Here is an 18719-nt window from a genome sequence, read left to right as displayed (position 1 = left end):
CCCAGGAGGCTAGGTCAGGCCAGCAGGCCGAGTCCTTGCAGCAGGATGCGCACGCCGATGATGATCAGCACGGCCCCACCCAGGAACTCCGCTGGCTTGCGGAACTTGACCCCGATCCGGTGCCCGATGCCGACTGCAGCGAACGACGTCGCCAGCGTCACCAGTCCGATGCAGAGGATCGCGTGGAGGATGGAGACCTCCAGCATTGCGAAAGACACGCCGACGGCTGCCGCATCGATGCTGGTCGCTACGCCGAGGATCAACAGTCGGCGCAGGTTGAGCCGGCCCCGGTGCTCGTCGTCCTCCTCGTCCTCGGCCTGGAAGGCCTCCCACGTCATCTTGCCGCCGATGCCGATGAGCAGCAGGAAGGCGATCCAGTGGTCGTAGGGGTCGAGGACGCTGGTGAAGTTCGCGGCCAGGAGCCAGCCGAACAACGGCATCGCGGCCTGGAAACCGGCGAAGGTCAAGGCGATCGCCAGGGCGTGACGGTAGTTGAACCGGCCCATCTTCAGGCCACTGGTGAGCGAGGCGGCGAAGGCGTCCGCGGACACGCCGAGACCAATCATCCAGATAGACCAGAGGGACATGAGACGCCTTCCCGACTTCTTATTGAGAATCATTTCTGTCAAGCTGATTTCCCAGGGGAAAACAGCTCCTGCGAAATACTGTGAAACCGGCGGGTCTGGTGTGTCTACAGGTAACTGAAAGTGTGTCTACAGGTAACTGAAAGTGTGTCTGACCACACTTTTTGCGACACTAGGACATTGCTGCAACACGCCGGTTTTTCCCGGGAAAATCGTCCTTGAGAGTGGACATCCATGCCTGCGATGCCGCACTCTGGCGACGACGGCTGTTGCCGTCACCAGACGATTGACCCAGAAGAAGGAATGATGACGGCCACCGGCGGAGCTGACGTGACCCGGGTCACGGAGGACTACCTGGCGCTGATCTGGAAGGCCTGCGAATGGCCCGACGACGGACGCCACCCCAACACCACTGAGCTCGCCGCAGCCCTGGGGGTCACCGCATCCACCGTCTCAGCCAGCCTGAAGCGCCTGGCGCGGGAGGGGATGATCAAATACCGTCCTTACGGGACCATCGAACTGACCGAGGAGGGGGAACGGATCGGGCGTGCGGTGGTGCGTCGCCACCGCATCATCGAGACCTACCTGGCCAAGTCGCTGGGCATGCCCTGGGATCAGGTTCACGACGAGGCCGACCGGCTGGAGCACGCGGCCTCAGAGGCACTCGTCGAGCGGATGGACGAGGCCCTCGGACATCCTGACGCCGACCCGCACGGAGACCCCATCCCCCGCGACCACGATCCCAGCCGCAGCGGTGTCGTCCTGATGAGCAGCGTGGCCGCGGGAACCGACGTCCAGGTGGTGCGGGTCTCCGATGCCAACCCCGACATCCTGCGCTTCCTGGCGGAGCGGGGTATCGCCATCGGGACGCGGCTGCGGGTATTGTCGCGGCTCTCCGGCGCGGGGCTCATGACCGTCGGGCTCTTAGAGACCGAGGTCGAGCTCAGCGCGCCGGTCGCCGAGGCAGTCCACGTCAAACCGGTAAAACCCAGCTGATCCCATCCCCGCCCGGCAAGTCACCACCCTGGGCCACAACCGCTGAGGCTGCTCAGCGCAGCAGATCGTCGTGGTGGCCGACGTGCGCCAGCTCGATGACGCCGTCACGATGCTGCCACCAGGTGAGCCTGGGGGCGCCCGGTGCGCCGCGTTTCACGTAGGTCCGCCAGGGGACGGCGCCCTCGGGCAGGGACTTCTGGATCACCGACCTGCCCGGGATGATGAACTGATGGGTTTTCCGGCGGTCCCAGGCGTGTCCTGAAACGATATCGACGATCACCTGGATGATCTTTGCCCTGCCCCTTAGCAGGTCCCTTTCCATGGACTCCAGGAAACCCTCGCTCAATACGTAGGGGGTCAGTGAATCGTCGCGTTCCTCCTCGGGTGTTCCGGTCAGCCATTCATAATCCACTTCCCAGCGCAGTTGTTTCTCCGGATCACCAAAGACCTGGGGATATCCGCGCTGCTCTTCCTGGTCTGCCATTCGGCGGCGCAGCTGATCCAGTTCCTCTTCCGCTGCGTCTGCGCGGGAGCGTTCCCTGGCCAGGGATTCATGGTCGGTGTCGAGAAGAAGCATCAGGTCGTCGATGATGGAACGGCGAAGCTTGTTCGCTATGCGGTCGGTCTGGTTATTCAGCAGGGCTTTTAGTTCGGCTGCGCCAATACCCGTGACAACGGATTCGGCAGGGGTGGTAGCCGTCGTGGTATCGGCCGGTTTCAGTGCGGTGTCAGCGGCCGGACGATACGGGCGGGGTTTGGGAATTACCCCGGGTTTTGGTGTCGCCGAGCTTGTCAGTCCTGATTTCATGGGTTTGGCGATGGATTCAGGAGCAGCCGGTGTGATGTCCAGGGAGGACCTGAACCGGTTGAGAGCTGCCACCTGGTCGTCGGTCAGCGCTGGCTTGGCAGCGCTCGTCCCCACCTGGCGGGACCTTCCGCCTCCCTGGTGGGCCTCGACGAACTCCGCTATCTGACGACATGCCCGCTCTGCGTCATCGCCAGGGTAGACGCGGAACAGCCGGTGCCGACGCCAGTGGTCCGTCCGCACTGCGCCAGCGAGAATCACGCGGATACCGCCGCCATAAACCTGGAATTGAGGATCGACGGTGTCGGATAGCCGCTCAGATGCCGTCATGCTGTCGAGAACGGCCAATTCGGTGCCGGCAACCAGATACCGGGCCAGCAGATCCGGGTCTATTCGCGGACGATTTGTGTCACTGGCTGGCGACACCACGACTAAAGCGCCATCGCGGGACGAATCGAATATCCGGCTGACCAGGATACCCACATCACTGACCCCCACATTCCATGCGGCAACCACGGTTTCTCCCCTGACACGTCCATGTCTGTCGACAAGTAATCGCTGTCGTTCCCCCCGGAACGCGAAGCAGTCGCCAGTGATCTGGCTACATCCATTGTTACAGAGCGGGCAACAGAGCCAAATACGACGGGCCGGAAGTGGAAATCACGTCCTGAAGTTTGGACAAGACCATAGGAGGCCATGAAATGATTCCTGGCTGTGGATCGTACTGGATGATCCGAGCGCCGTAGGCTGGGTGTTCCCTATCGGCGGTATCTCTCGATAGGTTATCACGACCACAAGCAAACCTTGGCTGACAAGGGATTTTAGTGACCTGAAGGTTCCTTGTGAATAAATCCCTTAGTTGTGTTGTCACGGCCGGTAAAGCCGTGACGGCAAGGGCAGGCTCTCAGGGTTGATGCCGGGTGGAAGAGGTCGCCGGACTGGTGGGTTTTACTCGGTTACTTCCACCGTGTGGCTTTGGCGAGGGACGCCATCCGATGATGCGGACCCCTTCATCCCGGGCCACCTCACGGTGGCTGCAGCTCTGAGCCCGTTGCCGATGACGACCACCTCAGCGACCTCGTGGACCAGGACGACCGCGGCAAGGCCAAGCACCCCGGACAGCGCCAGCGGAAACAAGACGACGATGATCGCCAGCGCGAGCCCGATGTTGCTGGTCATGATTCGCCGTCCCCGCCGGGCATGGGCCAGCGCTGCTGGGATGAGTCGCAGGTCGGTGCCGGTGAAGGCGACATCTGCTGACTCGACGGCGGCTGCACTTCCTGTGACCCCCATCGCGATGCCCACACTCGCCGACGCCAGCGCAGGCGCGTCGTTGATCCCGTCGCCGATCATTGCCGTGGGCGTTTCACTTGCCAGGCGCTGGACATGGCGTGCCTTGTCGGCGGGCAGCTGCTCGGCATATACCTGATCTATCCCAGCTTCGGAGGCTATCGTCTGGGCTGTGACGGCGTTGTCGCCGGTGAGCATCACGCTGTGGATCGCCTGCCGCCGGAGTGCAGCGATGGTCTCGGCCGCCTCCGGACGCAGTTCATCGCGGACGCCGATGACCCCAGCCGCGTGCCCGTTGATCTCGATGACGACAACGCTCATTCCCTCGCTGGCCATTCCCTGGGCCTGCTCACCGAGGGAGGCTGGGCCAATCCATCTCGGACTGCCCAGCCGGACGGATCTCCCACCGACCCGGCCGGTGATTCCCTGGCCAGGGTGCTCAACCACTTCGTCTGCCACGGCCCTGTCCGGTGCAGCCGCGGTGATTGCCTCTGCCAGTGGGTGTGCTGAGCTGGCCTCCAATGCCGCTGCCGTCGCCAACACCTCGTCGCGCGAGAACTCCGCAACTGTGTGTACGGCGACGACCCGAGGCCTGTTGCGGGTCAGTGTCCCGGTCTTGTCGAAGGCGATGGCGCGGATCGTCCCCAGCTGTTCAAAGGCGGCCCCCGACTTGATGACCACGCCGAACCTGCTTGCGGAGCCGATGGCGCAGATCACCGTCACCGGCACCGCGATCGCCAGGGCGCACGGAGAGGCTGCCACCAGCACCACCAGCGCCCTCTCGGTCCAGAGTGCTGGATCACCGGTCATGACCCCGAATGCCATCACCAGGACGGATGCAATCAGGACTAGCGGCACCAGCGGCCGGGCAATCCTGTCGGCCAGCCGGGCCCGCTCTCCCTTGGCCGCATGCGCCTGCTCGACGAGCCGGACGATCTGCGTTAGGGAGTTGTCCCGGCCATCCGAGGTGGCTGTGATCCGCAGGGTGCCTGCACCGTTGACCGACCCAGCCAGCACCGGGCTGCCGGGGCCGGCCTCAACGGGGATCGACTCCCCCGTGATCGCCGAGGTGTCCAGCCATGAGCGTCCCCTGACGACCACGCCGTCCGTCGCCACTCGCTCTCCAGCACCGACCACGAGGACATCATCCTGCCGCACCTCGGCGGCTGGGATCACGTCTTCTCCGTCCGGCCTGGAGACACGGGCCGTCTCGGGGATCAGCGACAGCAGGGATCTCAGCCCCTCCCGGGCACGGTCCATGGCCCGGTCCTCCAGGGCCTCTGCGATGGAGAACAGGAAGGCCAGGGCCGCGGCCTCGCCGACGTGACCCAGCAGGACCGCCCCGATGGCCGCGATGGTCATCAGGAGCCCGACGCCCAGCCGGGAACGTCCCCGCGAGGTGAACAGGCGCCTGAATGCGCCTGGCGCGAACGTCCAGGCGCCAGCCAGTAGTCCAAGCGCATACCCGATGAGCGCCAGGGACCCGGAGCCGGTCCAGTCCAGGACCAGTCCAGCTACCCAGAACATGCCGGAGGCCATCGGCAGCAGCAGCTCGCGGTCACGCCACCAGGGCACAGATTCCTCGTGTCCCTCATGGCCGCAGGAGGCGTGGCCGTCAGCTGACTCCTGGCCACCACAGCACGCATCGACCTGTGTGGCGGTTGTGGGCCGGTCATCACCGCAGCATTCCCTGCTCACCGTTCCTCCTCGCCTTGGCTGGCGCGGCTAGATCCTGGGCCACAGCACATCGGGACGTCGCAGTCCGCATCGAGGCAGGACTGTCCGTCATCGACGGCCAGGACCACATCGACCACAGTCCGTAGCGCCTGCGTCAGGTGCGGGTCAGCGATCTCATACCGGGTTCTGCGTCCCTCCGGGACCGCGACCACGATCCCACAGCCACGAAGACAGGCGAGATGGTTCGAGACGTTGGTTCGTGTCAGGTTCAGGTCGCGGGCGAGCTGGGCCGGGTATCCCGGTGCGTCCAGCAGCAATAGCAGGATCCGTGACCGTGTCGCATCGGCCATTGCCCGGCCCAGCCGGTTCATCACGTCGACACGGGAAGCAAGAGTCAGCATGCAGTGACTATACAGCAGACACTGACCTAATGGGACCAAGGATGCCTGAGCCGGTGTCGTGCGCCGGATGTTCGTCAGGCCGTGGCTCTGGGGCGGATGCCGTGGCAAAGGCGAGAGCTGGGAATGGAATTCCGGACTCTTGTCCGCTGGGGTTCATCCGTCTGGTGGCTCGGGGAATTCTGGTTCTATAGGAGACCTGGATTGATGGTGGGGTCATGGTTGGCAATGACGTGGGTGACGCGAGGGTCGTTCATGACCGAGCGTACCCAGGTCAGGGATTTCTCTGCGTCCTCAGCGTTGACCACCACTGATGGGCGTAAGCCTTCTTTTAACGACGGCTGGCCATAGCCGACGTCGCTTATCAGCAGGATCGCCTCTCGCGGGTCGCTGCCCAGTGGGCAGTCCTCGGGGAAATCACCAGCAATTGTTCTCTCTTTCCGAATCAAGGTGGCGCACAGGCCCCAGGAGTGTCCTGGGGTGTTGATCATGGTGACAGTTCCGTCCCCGTATACATCGAAGGAGCGCCTAGCCGGTCCCAGGCGGCCATTCCAGCTGAAAGCCTGCATGTCCACGCCAGCCCATTCGTGTGGCAGATAGCGCAGCCGGTCCTGCTCTGCGGCCCTCAGCTCGGGGGCGGAGACCATGATCCGGGGTGCCTCGCGGACAAGCCGCAGGCCATCGGCATGGTCACAGTGCAGGTGGCTCATCAACACCATATCCAGGTCACCTACCCTGATGCCGCGTTCCTCGAGCTGCTCATTGATGGCTTGCCCCTGAGGCAGTACGGCTTTGTTGACTGGATACTGATGCAGCAGATTCTTGATCTGTCCCCACCTGGTGCGATTGATGGGATGCCAGCCGGTGTCGAGGAGTATCAGGCCATGGTCAGTGCTGATCAGGTAGCAGGAAACCGGCGCTTCGATCAGATGTCTCTTCGAACGCAATGCGTGGGTCCATGCCATCGGGCGATCGGTCGGCCGGTGGAAAGGCAGCGCCTCGTCCACGATCACCGTTCCGGTATGCAAAACCTCGACAGAAATGCTCATTGTCTGACTTTGACTTATCACTACTCGGACGGCAATGTGCCACGCCTGGAGATCCTGCCGCCAATTAAATAAACGACTTCCGGAAGCTTGTTCATAGCTCATGACATGCTGGCGTCGGCAAGGGGGCCGTGACCTCGTCGACTGTCCGTGGATAAGCCTCCCGGTTCCGGTGCGTCGTGGTGAGGTGTGGGAAGGCCCACTGGAACCGTGTATCGACGATGCCTCTGCAGCCGGTTGGTCGCGGAGGGCGCCTCGGGCGTCATCCCCGGAACGCGCTGGCTCCTCGACCTCTGCCGGCGTCACGCCACAGATAAAGGATGACACGGGTTTTATCGCAAGTTCGACCCTCTCCAACATATAGTGTTCCCACAGGCGGAAGTTAACAGTGGTTAACCTTTTGTCTTCAATCAACTCAACTGGTCCCCATTCGGCGTAGTAGCCGAAAGAACTCCGATAGGAGGTCATGTGTCATCGTCACGCCGGTCTCGGCGACGTCGCTCGAAGGTTGACCTGTCAGCCGTCAACGCCAATACCGAACTCGCGCTCGTTGACGGCATTGATCCCGAGGAACGCCGAGCCTCGATATCAGGCCGTTATTCCCCCACTCTGCTCCTGGTTGCCGTGCTCGCCTCAATCGGGGTGCTGGCCTACGCGGGCTTCCTCCTCAACCCGAACTTCCGGGGCGATCTCATCCCCTGGCTCATCGTCATCACATGCGAGCTGATCCTCATCTTCCAGGCCTCCATGGCCCTGTGGACGATGCTCTCGGGCTACGGGCGCCAGCCCAACTACAGGTTCCAGGCCGCCCAGGCGAGGCTGTTCGACCCAGAGGCCAACTATCAGCTGGATGTCAGCGACGATCCCACAAAGTGGCCGATGTACCTGAATGGCCGCCAGATCGATGTGGACGTCCTCATCACGGTCTACGGTGAGTCGCTGGACGTCATCACGACCACGGTCAAAGCGGCCATGGCGATGCAGGGCCTCCACACCACCTGGATTCTGGATGATGGGGATTCGGACGAGGTGCGCGAGCTGGCCAAGACCCTCGGCTGTAACTATGTGCGGCGACTCGGCAGCTCTGGCGCCAAGGCGGGCAATGTCAACAACGCATTATCTTTAGCCAAATCCGAGTTCTTCGTTATCTTTGATGCTGATTTTGTTGCCAGGCCCGAATTCCTCTACGAGACGATACCGTTCATGGAGGATCCGAATGTGGCATTCGTCCAGGCGCCTCAGGTATATGGCAATCTCAATAACATTGTCTCCCGGGGCGCTGGCTTTATCCAGATGGTTTTCTACCGGTTTATCCAGCCTGGGCGCAATGAATTCAATGCTGCCTTCTGCGTCGGCACCAACGTGCTGTTCCGCCGTGCCGCGGTCAAGGACGTCGGCGGGATCTACACGCAGTCCAAGTCGGAGGACATCTGGACCTCGATCCTCATGCATGAACGCGGCTGGCGGTCGATCTTCCAGCCCAAGGAGCTTGCCATCGGTGAGACCCCCGACACCATCGAGGCCTACAGCAAGCAGCAGCTCCGCTGGGCCACCGGTGGCTTTGAGATCCTGTTCACGCACAACCCGCTCAGCCCGCGCCGTCGTCTCCACATGGACCAGCGGCTCATGTATTTCGTCACATGCACGTTCTATTTCACGGGTATAGCGCCGGGCCTCCTCATGCTGGTTCCGGTCATGGAGGTGTTCTTCGACCTGCGGCCCATGACCTTGGCGGTGAAATGGTACGAGTGGGCGTTGTTCTATCCCGGTTTCTACGTCATGCAGATCGTGCTGGCTGCGGTGATCGCAGGCACTTTCCGCTGGGAGGTCCTTCTGCTGGCCGCCAACTCCTTCCCCATCTACATCAAGGCATTCTTCAATGCCCTGCTCAAGGTGGACACGAAGTGGTCTGCCACGGGAACCACGGGCGGCAGGACGTCGGCCTTCAACTTCATCATGGTGCAGGTGTGGGCATTCGTGCTCATGGTCGGCACCTCTATCATGTCGATCTACCGGGACTACCTGATGGGGCACGTCAATATCGCCACCTTCTGGTGCGTCCTGAATGCCTTCTTCCTCGGGGCATTCGTCGTGACTGCTTTCCTGGAGAATCGCCAGAAGAAGAGGAACAGCAAACGTGGCGGGGATCCGTCGCGTCCCAAACACGGCATGGAACCGGAGCTGGCGTCCTCGCGGAGGACATCCGCCCTGGCCGACAAGCAGACGACTGAGCCCCTGACCGCCGAGGCCATCCTGGGTGCCCAAGCCGCCAAGGACTCCCTTGCCGCCCTACCCGAGCTTTATGACCGAAAGGGTTAACCCGTGTCCTTCCTCAATCGTCTCAAGCTCCTCGGCGGCCTCATTGTCGTCGTTCTCATCCTCGGGCTGCTGACCGTGTTGTTCAACCAGCGGCAGAATCAGGTGGCCAGCATCACGGCCCACGTCGAGGCTCCCCGCACGGTGATAGCCTCGCCTTACGGGGGTCTGGTCACAAAGCAGAACCACAATCCTGGCGAATACGTGTCAGCTGGTGAGGAGCTCTTCACCATCACCAGCGCCAACCTGAAGGACATGGCCAGCCAGGGCACGCAACCCAACAGCACCGAGGGATACAAGATCAGCCTGGAGGACGGCACCATCACCTTCTTCGCCACCATCGCTGGCTACCTGGACAGCTTCACGGCCGTCCAGGGAAGCTACGTCAACAGCGCTGAGTCCCTGGCTGAGATCGTCTCCAGCGCGAACAAGACCGTGGTGGCGAGGTTCCAGCTCAATCCCTCGGACTATGGAAGAATTGAACCGAACGGGAAAGTGACCATCCATCTACCGAATGGCCAACTTGTGGAGGGGCAAGTGATGAGCGTCAACATCGCCACAGATTCAGCCACCAGTAACACCGTCACCGAGGTGACGGTCTCCAGCGATGCTCTGCAGGCAGAGGACCTCATGCTGCTCACCCGGCGTGGCACGCCCGTCACCGCGATCATGACGCTGCGCGACGACGGTCCGTTGGCTGGTCCTACGCAGGCTGTCTACGACTTCCTGTTGAAGATTGGTCTGCGTTGAGGCGGGCCTTCAGCCTCCTGCTGGGGACTGTCTGCCTGGTGGCCGTCGTGTTGCTGCCAGGCAGCGTTCCCCGGATCCAGCCTGATCGTCCGTCATTGCCTGACCCAACCCGGCCGCGTGAGCTGCCCGGTGAGGCGGCAGCCCTCAATGTGGTGGCTCAAAACCCAGGCAAGGATCTCAAACCCGAACGCCTCGCAGAGGGGCTCAACCCCCCGACCAACCGGTGGTTCTCTGGTCTGGTCTTCGGGCCGGAGCCCCTGCCGGTCTATCCCCTGCCGCTGAGCTTCCAGCTGACGGCCACCGGGTTCAATTTTGGGCTGCCAGAGGTGCAGTCCACCGAGAAGACCTTGTTCGGCGGGCACCGGCCGGAGGTATCCGTCACCGTGCCCGGGATCACAGGCTGGCAGGTGGTGGCCTATGACACGGCCACTGTCGTCGTCGAGGCGCGAGGTGCGGACGGTCCCGTGGGGCGCGTCACGCTGGCCCAGGGGTCACCCCAGGTCACATTCACCGCGTCGAGTGCGGTGACGCTGGAGACCTCTTCGCTGCCCGAGCATTTCGGCATGGTGCCCGAGTCCGGTTCTGGCGCCACCCAGATCGCGGAGGGGCAGTCCGTGACCTGGGTCGCGATCCCCGACGGGGCATCGAAGGCCGAGGTGCTCGGCCAGGTCCATCCGGTGACGGGGTCCGCCCTGTCGTGGCAGGTCGACGATGAGAAGACCTTCACGACCATCACGTGGCAGACCGCCGACGGAGCCCCCACCCTGGTGGCCACCATGCCCCATCAGACGGAGTCGGACACCGACCAGGACTGCCGCCTGGGCACTTTCAAGAGCGTCTATGGCGAGCTCAAGGCGTGCCTGAGGTCGTCGGTCACCTGGGGGGCGCCGAAGCTGCCGGCGCCGGCAACCTACGACCTGGGGAAGCTGGACGAGGCCGGTCGCGCGAACCTCATCACGCATCTTGAAACGGACGTCCAGCATCTTCCCGCCTACCCCGCGGACACCTATTTCGCAGGGAAGGCCCTCGCGAGGGATGCCCAGCTCCTGCAGCTGGCGAAGACCCTCGGCCGCGATGACCTGGCTGCGACGGTCCGCAACCGTCTGGTGCCCGAGATGCGGACCTGGACGAACCCGGCGGGATGCGCCACGCCTGGGGCGGCCCGCTGCTTCTTCTACGACCAGAACAATCATGGTGTGGTCGGGCTGGTGGCGACCTTCGGCAGCGACGAGTTCAACGATCATCATTTCCACTACGGCTATTTCCTGTATGCCGCTGCCCTCGTCGCAATGGACGATCCCAATCTGGTCTCCGAGATGGCGCCGGTGATGACTCTGCTGTCCTCTGACATCGCCCGTCCTGTGGCCTCGGACCGGTTCCCGGCTCTGCGTGTCTATGACGCCTATGCCTCCCATTCGTGGGCCTCCGGGACCTCCCCGTTCGCTGATGCCAACAACCAGGAGTCCACCAGTGAGGCCGTGGCGGCCTGGGTGGGTCTGCGGCTGTGGGGTGAAGTCAGCGGCGACCAGGCCATGGCGGATCAGGGCACCTGGATGCAGTCCAATGAGGCCAACGCGGCCCTGGCGTACTGGTTGAATTTCAACAAGAGCGATCCGCTGTACGCGCCGCTGGAGTACAGCTACCTGCCCCTCAACTTCGGTGGCAAACGAGACTTTGCCACCTGGTTCTCGCCCGACCCGGAGGCCGGACTGGCCATCCAGGTCCTCCCCGTGACCCCGGCGTCCACCTATCTGGGCAGGGACCCGGACCGGGTCGCGACCAACATCGACAACGCCCTGACGGCTGACACGTTCTCCCGCACCTACGGCGACATCCTGCTGGCCTACTCAGCCCTGGCCGGCGAGGAGGCTCGCGCGAAGGCACTCACCCTGGTGGACGAAGTTCCTTCCGACGATGGCTTCACACGTTCCCTCCTGCTGGCCTGGCTGTACTCGCTGAAGGCCTGAGTCCCGGTTCACTCCACTCAGACATGTGGAAGCACAGCCTTCAACTGTCGCTGAAGTTCGTGAACCTTCTCAGCCCAGTCTTCTGAGGATTTTCTGTCAGCCGCATAACTGTTGATGGCCTTGCGGATGACTTCACCCATCGTCTCGCCGTCGACGCGGGCAACCGACACGAGCGTCTCGAAGATATCTTCCGGCAATCTGACCGATACGTTGCGCACTTTAAGCGCTTTGAGCTCTGGTTCCTTGGTGGGCATTCGTTAACCTTCTCTGCATAGACCAGCAGACGGCGGTTTGGGTGCATCTGCCCCACACCACCGCCTGTGCTGGTACTACTGCACAATATGCGTGTCGCACATGTGATCAACGAAAGGAGTTGCCATGACCGACATCAACCTTGAACGCACCTGGTCGCACCGCTTGGTCCCAGTGCTCAGCGAGGTGTGGTCCGAGGCCCGTCGTGAGATTCATATGGCCAGCCGCATGGAGATGGATGACAACGTCTGGATGACGAGCTCGCCTGATCACATGGGCGATCCCGCCATGAAAGTCGATCGTTTGGCTGGGAATGGAGCGACGCGTCCGGCTCCACCACCATCCAAGCCTTTCAAAAGCATATGAATCAGTCGGGTTACGGGCTTACCGTCGACGGCATCATGGGCCCACAAACCATCGAATATCTTCAGGTGTGGTTTGGGAACACCTCCTATGTATCCCTTGTTGAGGGAGACCGTACGATCAAGGAACTCCAGGGGTGGTTGGGCTTCTCCTACACCCCCCACCAGCTAGCTAGTCCCGCCACCCTCAGCACTTCGCTAAGAATGGCCTAGCCACAAGCAGTTCGGGCCCGGCGCGAAGGATGGAGCTCGAACGGGCTGCTCACCTCGTTGGGTCTAGCAACTCCCTGGGATCCACTTTTAGTACCTCGGCGATGCGTTCCAAACTCTTCAAAGAGAGGTTCCGTTCACCGCGCTCGATGCCTCCCATGTAAGTGCGGTGAAAATCAAATATCTCAGCGAACTCCTCTTGACTCAGGCCACGTTTCAATCTCCAGGCGCGCAGATTCGCGCCCACCGTTCGTTGGAGATCGCCCTGAGTCACGTCCCTAGCCTGGCTGGATGCTACTTAAAAGTCTACATACTTATAAATGGCATAAGGTTGAAGTGGTGAGGTGAGGTTTTGGACCGTAATTCATGGGTCGTGACACATGAGATCGTAGGCAGCTGCTGCGCCCGTGAGGCTTACGGTGTCATCGGTGGTATTTCTTCTTGAGTCGTCGGCGGTAGATGGCCAGGGCAATCTGGTAGGAGAGGAACTCTGCGACCACATAGCCCAATCCCATCAGGATTGCTCCGAGGAAACGGGAGCGCGGGAACATGATGGCAATGATTGCGAATGTGCCAACCCCACGGACGACGTAGTTAGTTGCCGAGGGCCTGTAGAAGCGCAGATGACCTTTGAGGGAACCATCCCAAAGCTTCCACTTTTGACCAGGTTCTTGCTTCTTCAAAATGGAATCACCATCCTTGCCAAATGGCACAACCCACTGCGGATGCTGCCAGTTTACCTGCAACTCCCCATGGGCTCAGTGCAAGGGCATCTTTGATGCCGATCTTGGCGGCGCGCTTGGGGATCTCTTTACCTAGGTACCTAGAAAGAGCTCCCCAGTTCTGCTGACGGACCCACATGCGGATAGGCCCCAATTGACGTCAAGCAGTCCGATAAAAGGGATAGCCCCTTTGACCACGCACCAGGCGTAATCCTTCAGGTCAAGTGGCCCGGCGCCGTTGTGACTCGATGTGTCGAGCTGACTGGCGGGTATCGACAGGACGGACAGGTCCCGATCAGGATACAGCCGCTTGGCGGCGTCGTAATCAATGTGCAGCTGGCCGGTCTGTTCGTCCTTGACCACCACTTCAGCAAACAAGGTGTTCAGGTACTGCTCAAGCTCAACCACTTGGGCGTCGGTGAACCCCGCCTGTTCCTCCGACTGGCTGGTCCCCTCATCTGCGCTGGCAGTAGCTGGCACCAGGAACAGGCTGAATCCCAGCAGCAGCGCTAGAATCTGCCTGATGAATCTATTTTTCATGGCCTCTCCTTTCCGTGAGGTCATCGAGAAGTAGAGAACATCCCCCAAGGCCCAGTCTTGTTCCGTGACCCCAGAACGTCACCCTCTCTATAGCAAGTCTGGACATACGTTACCCATTCAAGACAGTTTACCTTGAGGAAAGTTAATGCACAGGTGTTCGTGTCATAGCCTAATCCGCATGACCTGCGTCACCTGCTGAGCATTTGGTTTGAAAATCTGATAGAGACGCTATCAGGACCAGTTCGCTGTTCGCTGCGATCCGCCCGTGAGTCCAAGGGGTTATTCAGCAGAATCTTGCAAAGATATGAACCTCCTTGTCAGGGCCCATTTAACCAAAGCCGTGAATAATGCCCTTAGTGTTCTCATTGCGCAGCAGTGCCATACCGTACGCTACGCTTGAGAAGCTTTCATGGACAGCACAAACCACCCCATATGGGGCTAACCAAGGAGTTGGTCAAGCATGGCAGCCGACGAGGAAGTCACAGAAACAAACCAAACCCACAAGGGCCTGCGCTGGCTAGACGTCGGGATCATTCTGGCCGTCGCGCCGATAGTCGTGGCGTCGCTGAGAGTCGTCATATTCACTGGCGGCGATCCGGTATTGACCCAGGTTCTTATTGAAAATCTGGATGTGAGGACGCTGCTTCTGGGGAGCTTCTTCTCAATCTTGCCGGCAATGGCTATGGTTGCTTCATCCTTCCTCATGGTTGAGAAATCACTGGCGGGGCGGCTTCTTGGGGGAGATAAGAAGGGTCGAAGGCGATGGGGAACTCTTATCGGTGGAATTATTTTGCTCCTCGTGGTATTTTCTAACCTCATGTGGATTGCAGCGGCATTAGTGGTTGTTCCTATCATCCTTTTTGTCATATCTTTCGTAAGTTTCCTTGGCGAAAAACTAGAGCGAGAACGTGTAAAAAATTCATGGAAAGATATTTTCAATGTGCAAAAGGGGTTATCAAGCCTCGCGCTCGGCCAGTTGCGATACGCCATGATTCCTCCGCTAACTATCCTTATCGCGGTACTCGCTCAATTTGGCTCAATGTGGTTGCCGCTCGAACTGGTCACAACCCAGAACACATCAGCAAAAGCGTATGTTCTCAGCAACAGTGAAGGATGGGCGACACTTCTCACAGAACAAAAAGTGATTCTTCGCATACCAGAAGGTGCCATTATTGAGCGGCGCGTCTGTAAGCAAGGTCACCATACATCACTGATTAGTATGTTGTCTAGTTCGAAAGGAGCTGAATATCCTGAATGCGGGTAACTATCGGGAGCTGAGAGATCACTGACATGTGACATTGACTGATCTGCGGCTATCTGCTCAATCGCGACCAGTCCCAGCGGCTGGTTGATGAGGCTGGGGCGACTGATTCTGCTGAGAATAGATGATTGAAGATGAAATTTTTTGTCGGGGTGACAGGATTTGAACCTGCGGCCTCGTCGTCCCGAACGACGCGCGCTACCAAGCTGCGCCACACCCCGGTGACTCATCAGAGCCAGCGGCAAGACTATACCAGTGGGCGTCCCCAGGTGAAATCGTCGCCCGCGGTTGGATGTGGTCAGTCGGCAACGATCTTACCCAGGACCACAGGGCCGGGGGTGATGGACTCTTGGGAGTAGCCGACGGCGTCTTCGAGGGCTTCCAGGGCGCGTTCGAAACGCTCCGGGGTGGCGGTGTGGAGGGTGAGTAAGGGTGCTCCCCTGGTGACGTGGTCGCCGGGCTTGGCGTGCAGCTCGACGCCGGCGACCGCCTGTACATCGTCCTCCTTGCGAGCTCGTCCCGCGCCCAGTCGCCAGGCCGCCACCCCGACCGCCATCGCATCCAGGCGGGAGACGAAGCCGTCCTGCTCGGCGGTGACGGTATGGGTGTGCCCGGCCACGGGCAGCGGTGCGCCGGGGTCGCCGCCCTGGGCTGCGATCATGCGCCGCCACACGTCCATCGCCCGGCCGTCCTGCAGGGCGGGGGCTGGATCGACATCCGGCTTCCCCGCGGCTGCCAGCATCTCCCGGGCCAGGGTGACGGTCAGCTCCACGACGTCCGGAGGTCCGCCGCCGGCCAGCACCTCGACGGCCTCCCGTACCTCCAGGGCGTTGCCGGCGGTGAGCCCGAGCGGAGTATCCATGCCCGTGAGCAATGCGACCGTATTGACGCCCGCGTCGGTGCCCAGAGCCACCATGGTGCGGGCGAGCTCCTCCGCGCGGTCGTGGGTCTTCATGAACGCGCCCGAACCGACCTTCACGTCCAGCACCAGCGCCCCCGTGCCCTCCGCGATCTTCTTGCTCATGATCGACGACGCGATCAGCGGGATGGCTTCGACGGTGCCGGTGGCGTCACGCAGGGCGTACAGCTTCTTGTCCGCGGGAGCCAGGCCGGAACCCGCCGCGCAGACGACCGCGCCGACGTCACGGAGCTGCGCGAGAAGTTCGTCATTGCTCAGGTCGGCTCGCCATCCGGGGATGGCCTCCAGCTTGTCGAGGGTGCCGCCGGTGTGGCCGAGGCCCCGGCCCGATAGCTGCGGCACGGCAACGTCGAACACCGCCACCAAGGGTGCCAGCGGCAGGGTGATCTTGTCGCCGACCCCGCCCGTCGAGTGCTTGTCGGCGGTGGGTTTGCCCAGCGACGAGAAGTCCATGCGCTCCCCGGAGGCGATCATCGCGGCAGTCCAGCGCGCGATCTCGCCCCGGTCCATGCCATTGAGCAGAATCGCCATAGCCAGCGCTGACATCTGCTCCTCAGCGACCACCCCGTCGGTGTAGGCGCGGATCACCCAGTCGATCTGAGCGTCGCTGAGCCTTCCGCCGTCGCGTTTCCTGGAGATGACCTCAATGGCGTCCATGGCGGGATTCTAGTGGGGTCGCTGACAAAACTGCCATCCATACAGCGCAGGAGCGAGCTGAGGTACTGGGTTGTTGGACGACTAGCGCAGAGGACTTTCAGGAAACAGCCTAGAGTGTTGATTATCTGTCTTTCTTATTCATAGGTCATGGTGATCCGGAATCCGGCATGATGATAGCTCTCACAGCCTGTCGTTCCTGAGGTGAGTATCAGGGTTGCTTTGTTGTCTTCTGGCTGTTTCTGGGCGACTCTACTCTCTGAATACCTAAGATTTTGATCTTCTTGCCAGCCTTCTTGTTCTGCGGTGGTCATGACTTGGGTGAAGGCTTCTTCGAGTGGGATGGTGCGTCTGTAGCATCGGTTAATTTTTGGGGGGCGTGGTTTGTATCCCTCTCCGGTGGTTTCTTCCCTGCCGAGGGGTTCTAGTCCTGGCCATCTTGCGGTGGCGATGGGGTCTTTCCGGAGGTTGTTCATCCAGCGGTCCCAGTCGGAGGTGCAGGCGACCAGCGCCAGGCACAGCACCGCCACCAGCTGCACTGCTGCCATGCGTTTCAGGTATCGCATCATTGCCTCCCTCGACTAAGAGGATGCTACCTTTTTGCTTTCTGTGCCGGAAGCTCTGCGGATGATCGGCTTGCGGTTTCTCGTCCCTGCTGGGGAGCTGCCCATAGGATTCTTCCGTGCATCCGATCCCCGACGTTACCCCTGCCGCCCGGCGCGCCCGCTGGGGCGTGATCCTGCTGTTCTGGCTGAACGGGGCGGCGGCTGCGTCGATCATTCCGCGCTACCCGGAGATCAAGTCCCGATTGGTCATTGACGACCAGTGGTGGGGACTGCTGATCGCACTTGCGCCCCTCGGTGGGCTGGTGGCGGGCCTGGTCACAGCCGCCCTGATCCGCCGGTTCTCGTCGGCGACGGTCGCGGTGGTCTTCCAGGCGGTCAGCGTCGCGATGCTCAGCCTGATCGGGAATGCATCCGTGGCCTGGATGCTGGCGGCTGGAGTGTTCCTGATGGCCGCGGGTGATGCACTGACGGACATCGCCATGAACGCACACGGGCTGCGGGTGCAGAGGCTCTACCAGCGTCCGATCCTGAACAGCTTCCACGGCTGGTGGTCGATCGGCGCGGTCTGTGGCGGGCTGCTCGGGTCCGCGGCGAAGCAGGGCGGAGTTCCCATCTGGCTGCAGTGCCTCATAGCTGCCGGCGCGTTCGTGGTCATGGCGCTGGGCGCGAAGTCCCTGCTGCTGCCCGGCAAGGACCACGACCCGGCCGCCAGCCAGGCCGGCGGGACGAGACGGCGCCTGCCCACGCCGACGCTGCTGCGGCTGCTCGCGCTGGGGTCGCTGGGGGCTGCGGCCATGCTGATGGAGGACACAGGCGCCACCTGGGGCGCTATCTACCTGGACCGCCAGTTCGAGATCATCCCGTTCTTGACCGGCATGGCCTTCGTCGCATTGCAGGGCGCGCAGCTGATCGGCCGTTTCACGGGCGACGCCCTGGTGGCGCGGATCGGCCCGCGACCCGCCGTCGTGCAGGGCGCGGCGATCGCCTGCCTCGGAATGGGGATCTCGCTGGTCTGGCCCACCGTGGTCACTGCGATCCTCGGCTTCGCCTGCGTCGGCTGGGGCATCGCGACGGCGATCCCGTCGGCCATGCACGCCGCCGACGAGCTGCCCGGCATGAACCACGGCAACGGCCTGATGATCGTCACCTGGATGATGAGGTTCGGTTTCTTCGTCGGCCCGCCGCTGATCGGTGCCCTATCGGAGGCGACGGAGCTGCGCCTTGCGCTATGGGTGGTGCCGGTGTTCGCCGTTGTGATCCTGCTCCTCAGCCCGTCGCTGGGCCGTTCCAAGGCATCATGAAAACCTGTGATGGCCTCGATGCCTGATGCGCAGCGTGACCTGTGAACGATAAAGCCCTTGTCAGGAAGGTTTCTCATAGCCATGAATAAGCCCGAGGGCAGGT

18 protein-coding genes and 1 tRNA gene are annotated in these 18719 nt (G+C 61.7%); 7 read left to right on the top strand and 12 right to left on the bottom strand.

Annotation, left to right across the window (positions count from 1 at the left end):
• Nucleotides 1-14: 14 nt before the first annotated feature.
• Complete coding sequence (locus SK1NUM_RS14865) at nt 15-587, bottom strand: manganese efflux pump MntP (RefSeq protein WP_223927647.1); 573 nt, start codon at nt 585-587, stop codon at nt 15-17.
• Between the two features lie 300 nt (nt 588-887).
• On the opposite strand from SK1NUM_RS14865, the gene SK1NUM_RS14860 reads away from it, so the two are divergent.
• Nucleotides 888-1580, top strand: a complete 693-nt coding sequence (locus SK1NUM_RS14860; protein ID WP_212323741.1) for a metal-dependent transcriptional regulator — start codon at nt 888-890, stop codon at nt 1578-1580.
• 52 nt (nt 1581-1632) lie between these two features.
• Here SK1NUM_RS14860 and SK1NUM_RS14855 read toward each other — a convergent pair whose 3' ends face one another.
• From SK1NUM_RS14855 to SK1NUM_RS14840, 4 genes are all read right to left on the bottom strand, one after another.
• Nucleotides 1633-2901, bottom strand: coding sequence for a hypothetical protein (locus SK1NUM_RS14855; protein ID WP_212323739.1), 1269 nt, complete (start codon nt 2899-2901; stop codon nt 1633-1635).
• Between the two features lie 432 nt (nt 2902-3333).
• Nucleotides 3334-5373: a heavy metal translocating P-type ATPase gene (locus SK1NUM_RS14850; protein ID WP_223927646.1), complete on the bottom strand. Its 2040-nt coding sequence runs from the start codon at nt 5371-5373 to the stop codon at nt 3334-3336.
• A complete protein-coding gene (gene cmtR / locus SK1NUM_RS14845) occupies nt 5370-5753 on the bottom strand; it encodes a Cd(II)/Pb(II)-sensing metalloregulatory transcriptional regulator CmtR (RefSeq protein ID WP_212323737.1) in 384 nt (127 codons plus the stop codon). Before cmtR ends, SK1NUM_RS14850 begins: the two co-directional genes overlap by 4 nt.
• A gap of 185 nt (nt 5754-5938) precedes the next feature.
• Complete coding sequence (locus tag SK1NUM_RS14840) at nt 5939-6799, bottom strand: N-acyl homoserine lactonase family protein (RefSeq protein WP_212323734.1); 861 nt, start codon at nt 6797-6799, stop codon at nt 5939-5941.
• A 465-nt stretch (nt 6800-7264) separates the two neighbouring features.
• Between SK1NUM_RS14840 and SK1NUM_RS14835 the strand changes: the two genes are divergently transcribed.
• The 3 genes from SK1NUM_RS14835 to SK1NUM_RS14825 are packed head-to-tail and all read left to right on the top strand — an operon-like array spanning nt 7265 to nt 11829.
• Entirely contained in the window at nt 7265-9115 is a 1851-nt protein-coding gene (locus SK1NUM_RS14835) for a glycosyltransferase family 2 protein (protein WP_212323732.1), read from the top strand.
• 3 nt (nt 9116-9118) lie between these two features.
• Nucleotides 9119-9862, top strand: a complete 744-nt coding sequence (locus tag SK1NUM_RS14830) for an HlyD family efflux transporter periplasmic adaptor subunit (RefSeq protein WP_212323730.1) — start codon at nt 9119-9121, stop codon at nt 9860-9862.
• Complete coding sequence (locus SK1NUM_RS14825; protein WP_212323728.1) at nt 9859-11829, top strand: glycosyl hydrolase; 1971 nt, start codon at nt 9859-9861, stop codon at nt 11827-11829. The genes SK1NUM_RS14830 and SK1NUM_RS14825 overlap by 4 nt, the downstream gene beginning before the upstream one ends.
• A gap of 17 nt (nt 11830-11846) precedes the next feature.
• Here SK1NUM_RS14825 and SK1NUM_RS14820 read toward each other — a convergent pair whose 3' ends face one another.
• Nucleotides 11847-12083, bottom strand: a complete 237-nt coding sequence (locus SK1NUM_RS14820) for a ribbon-helix-helix domain-containing protein (protein ID WP_212323727.1) — start codon at nt 12081-12083, stop codon at nt 11847-11849.
• A 124-nt stretch (nt 12084-12207) separates the two neighbouring features.
• Between SK1NUM_RS14820 and SK1NUM_RS14815 the strand changes: the two genes are divergently transcribed.
• Nucleotides 12208-12447 (top strand): hypothetical protein, encoded by a 240-nt coding sequence (locus SK1NUM_RS14815; protein WP_212323726.1) that lies wholly within the window; start codon nt 12208-12210, stop codon nt 12445-12447.
• Between the two features lie 258 nt (nt 12448-12705).
• Here SK1NUM_RS14815 and SK1NUM_RS14810 read toward each other — a convergent pair whose 3' ends face one another.
• The 3 genes from SK1NUM_RS14810 to SK1NUM_RS14805 all read right to left on the bottom strand — a co-directional run bounded on the left by SK1NUM_RS14810 (nt 12706) and on the right by SK1NUM_RS14805 (nt 13915).
• Nucleotides 12706-12927, bottom strand: a complete 222-nt coding sequence (locus tag SK1NUM_RS14810) for a helix-turn-helix domain-containing protein (RefSeq protein ID WP_212323725.1) — start codon at nt 12925-12927, stop codon at nt 12706-12708.
• 148 nt (nt 12928-13075) lie between these two features.
• The gene (locus tag SK1NUM_RS15285; protein ID WP_263407056.1) at nt 13076-13204 is read right to left on the bottom strand and encodes a hypothetical protein; all 129 of its coding nucleotides are present in this window, start codon (nt 13202-13204) and stop codon (nt 13076-13078) included.
• A gap of 264 nt (nt 13205-13468) precedes the next feature.
• Complete coding sequence (locus SK1NUM_RS14805; protein ID WP_212323723.1) at nt 13469-13915, bottom strand: hypothetical protein; 447 nt, start codon at nt 13913-13915, stop codon at nt 13469-13471.
• A 460-nt stretch (nt 13916-14375) separates the two neighbouring features.
• On the opposite strand from SK1NUM_RS14805, the gene SK1NUM_RS14800 reads away from it, so the two are divergent.
• Complete coding sequence (locus SK1NUM_RS14800; protein WP_212323721.1) at nt 14376-15179, top strand: hypothetical protein; 804 nt, start codon at nt 14376-14378, stop codon at nt 15177-15179.
• A gap of 144 nt (nt 15180-15323) precedes the next feature.
• Here the strand turns inward: SK1NUM_RS14800 and SK1NUM_RS14795 are convergent.
• From SK1NUM_RS14795 to SK1NUM_RS14785, 3 genes are all read right to left on the bottom strand, one after another.
• Nucleotides 15324-15397: transfer RNA gene (locus tag SK1NUM_RS14795), tRNA-Pro, on the bottom strand.
• Between the two features lie 77 nt (nt 15398-15474).
• On the bottom strand, nt 15475-16752 hold the full coding sequence (locus tag SK1NUM_RS14790) for a thymidine phosphorylase (RefSeq protein ID WP_212323719.1): 1278 nt from the start codon (nt 16750-16752) through the stop codon (nt 15475-15477).
• 134 nt (nt 16753-16886) lie between these two features.
• Nucleotides 16887-17318: a hypothetical protein gene (locus SK1NUM_RS14785; RefSeq protein ID WP_212323717.1), complete on the bottom strand. Its 432-nt coding sequence runs from the start codon at nt 17316-17318 to the stop codon at nt 16887-16889.
• Nucleotides 17319-17431: 113 nt separating this feature from the next.
• On the opposite strand from SK1NUM_RS14785, the gene SK1NUM_RS14780 reads away from it, so the two are divergent.
• Nucleotides 17432-18616, top strand: coding sequence for an MFS transporter (locus tag SK1NUM_RS14780; RefSeq protein ID WP_212323715.1), 1185 nt, complete (start codon nt 17432-17434; stop codon nt 18614-18616).
• The last annotated feature ends 103 nt before the right edge of the window (nt 18617-18719 follow it).

Source organism: Arachnia rubra, from assembly GCF_019973735.1.
In the GTDB taxonomy this organism is placed as follows: Bacteria; Actinomycetota; Actinomycetes; order Propionibacteriales; family Propionibacteriaceae; genus Arachnia; species Arachnia rubra.
This window is presented reverse-complemented; position numbering and strand designations above follow the sequence as displayed.

Bases quoted from the DNA above. Each gene is read 5' to 3' on its own strand.
- SK1NUM_RS14865 (WP_223927647.1), bottom strand. From the start codon at position 587: ATGTCCCTCTGGTCTATCTGGATGATTGGTCTCGGCGTGTCCGCGGAC.
- SK1NUM_RS14860 (WP_212323741.1), top strand. From the start codon at position 888: ATGATGACGGCCACCGGCGGAGCTGACGTGACCCGGGTCACGGAGGAC.
- cmtR (WP_212323737.1), bottom strand. From the start codon at position 5,753: ATGCTGACTCTTGCTTCCCGTGTCGACGTGATGAACCGGCTGGGCCGG.
- SK1NUM_RS14840 (WP_212323734.1), bottom strand. From the start codon at position 6,799: ATGAGCATTTCTGTCGAGGTTTTGCATACCGGAACGGTGATCGTGGAC.
- SK1NUM_RS14820 (WP_212323727.1), bottom strand. From the start codon at position 12,083: ATGCCCACCAAGGAACCAGAGCTCAAAGCGCTTAAAGTGCGCAACGTA.
- SK1NUM_RS14815 (WP_212323726.1), top strand. From the start codon at position 12,208: ATGACCGACATCAACCTTGAACGCACCTGGTCGCACCGCTTGGTCCCA.
- SK1NUM_RS15285 (WP_263407056.1), bottom strand. From the start codon at position 13,204: ATGTTCCCGCGCTCCCGTTTCCTCGGAGCAATCCTGATGGGATTGGGC.
- SK1NUM_RS14805 (WP_212323723.1), bottom strand. From the start codon at position 13,915: ATGAAAAATAGATTCATCAGGCAGATTCTAGCGCTGCTGCTGGGATTC.
- SK1NUM_RS14800 (WP_212323721.1), top strand. From the start codon at position 14,376: ATGGCAGCCGACGAGGAAGTCACAGAAACAAACCAAACCCACAAGGGC.
- SK1NUM_RS14790 (WP_212323719.1), bottom strand. From the start codon at position 16,752: ATGGACGCCATTGAGGTCATCTCCAGGAAACGCGACGGCGGAAGGCTC.
- SK1NUM_RS14785 (WP_212323717.1), bottom strand. From the start codon at position 17,318: ATGATGCGATACCTGAAACGCATGGCAGCAGTGCAGCTGGTGGCGGTG.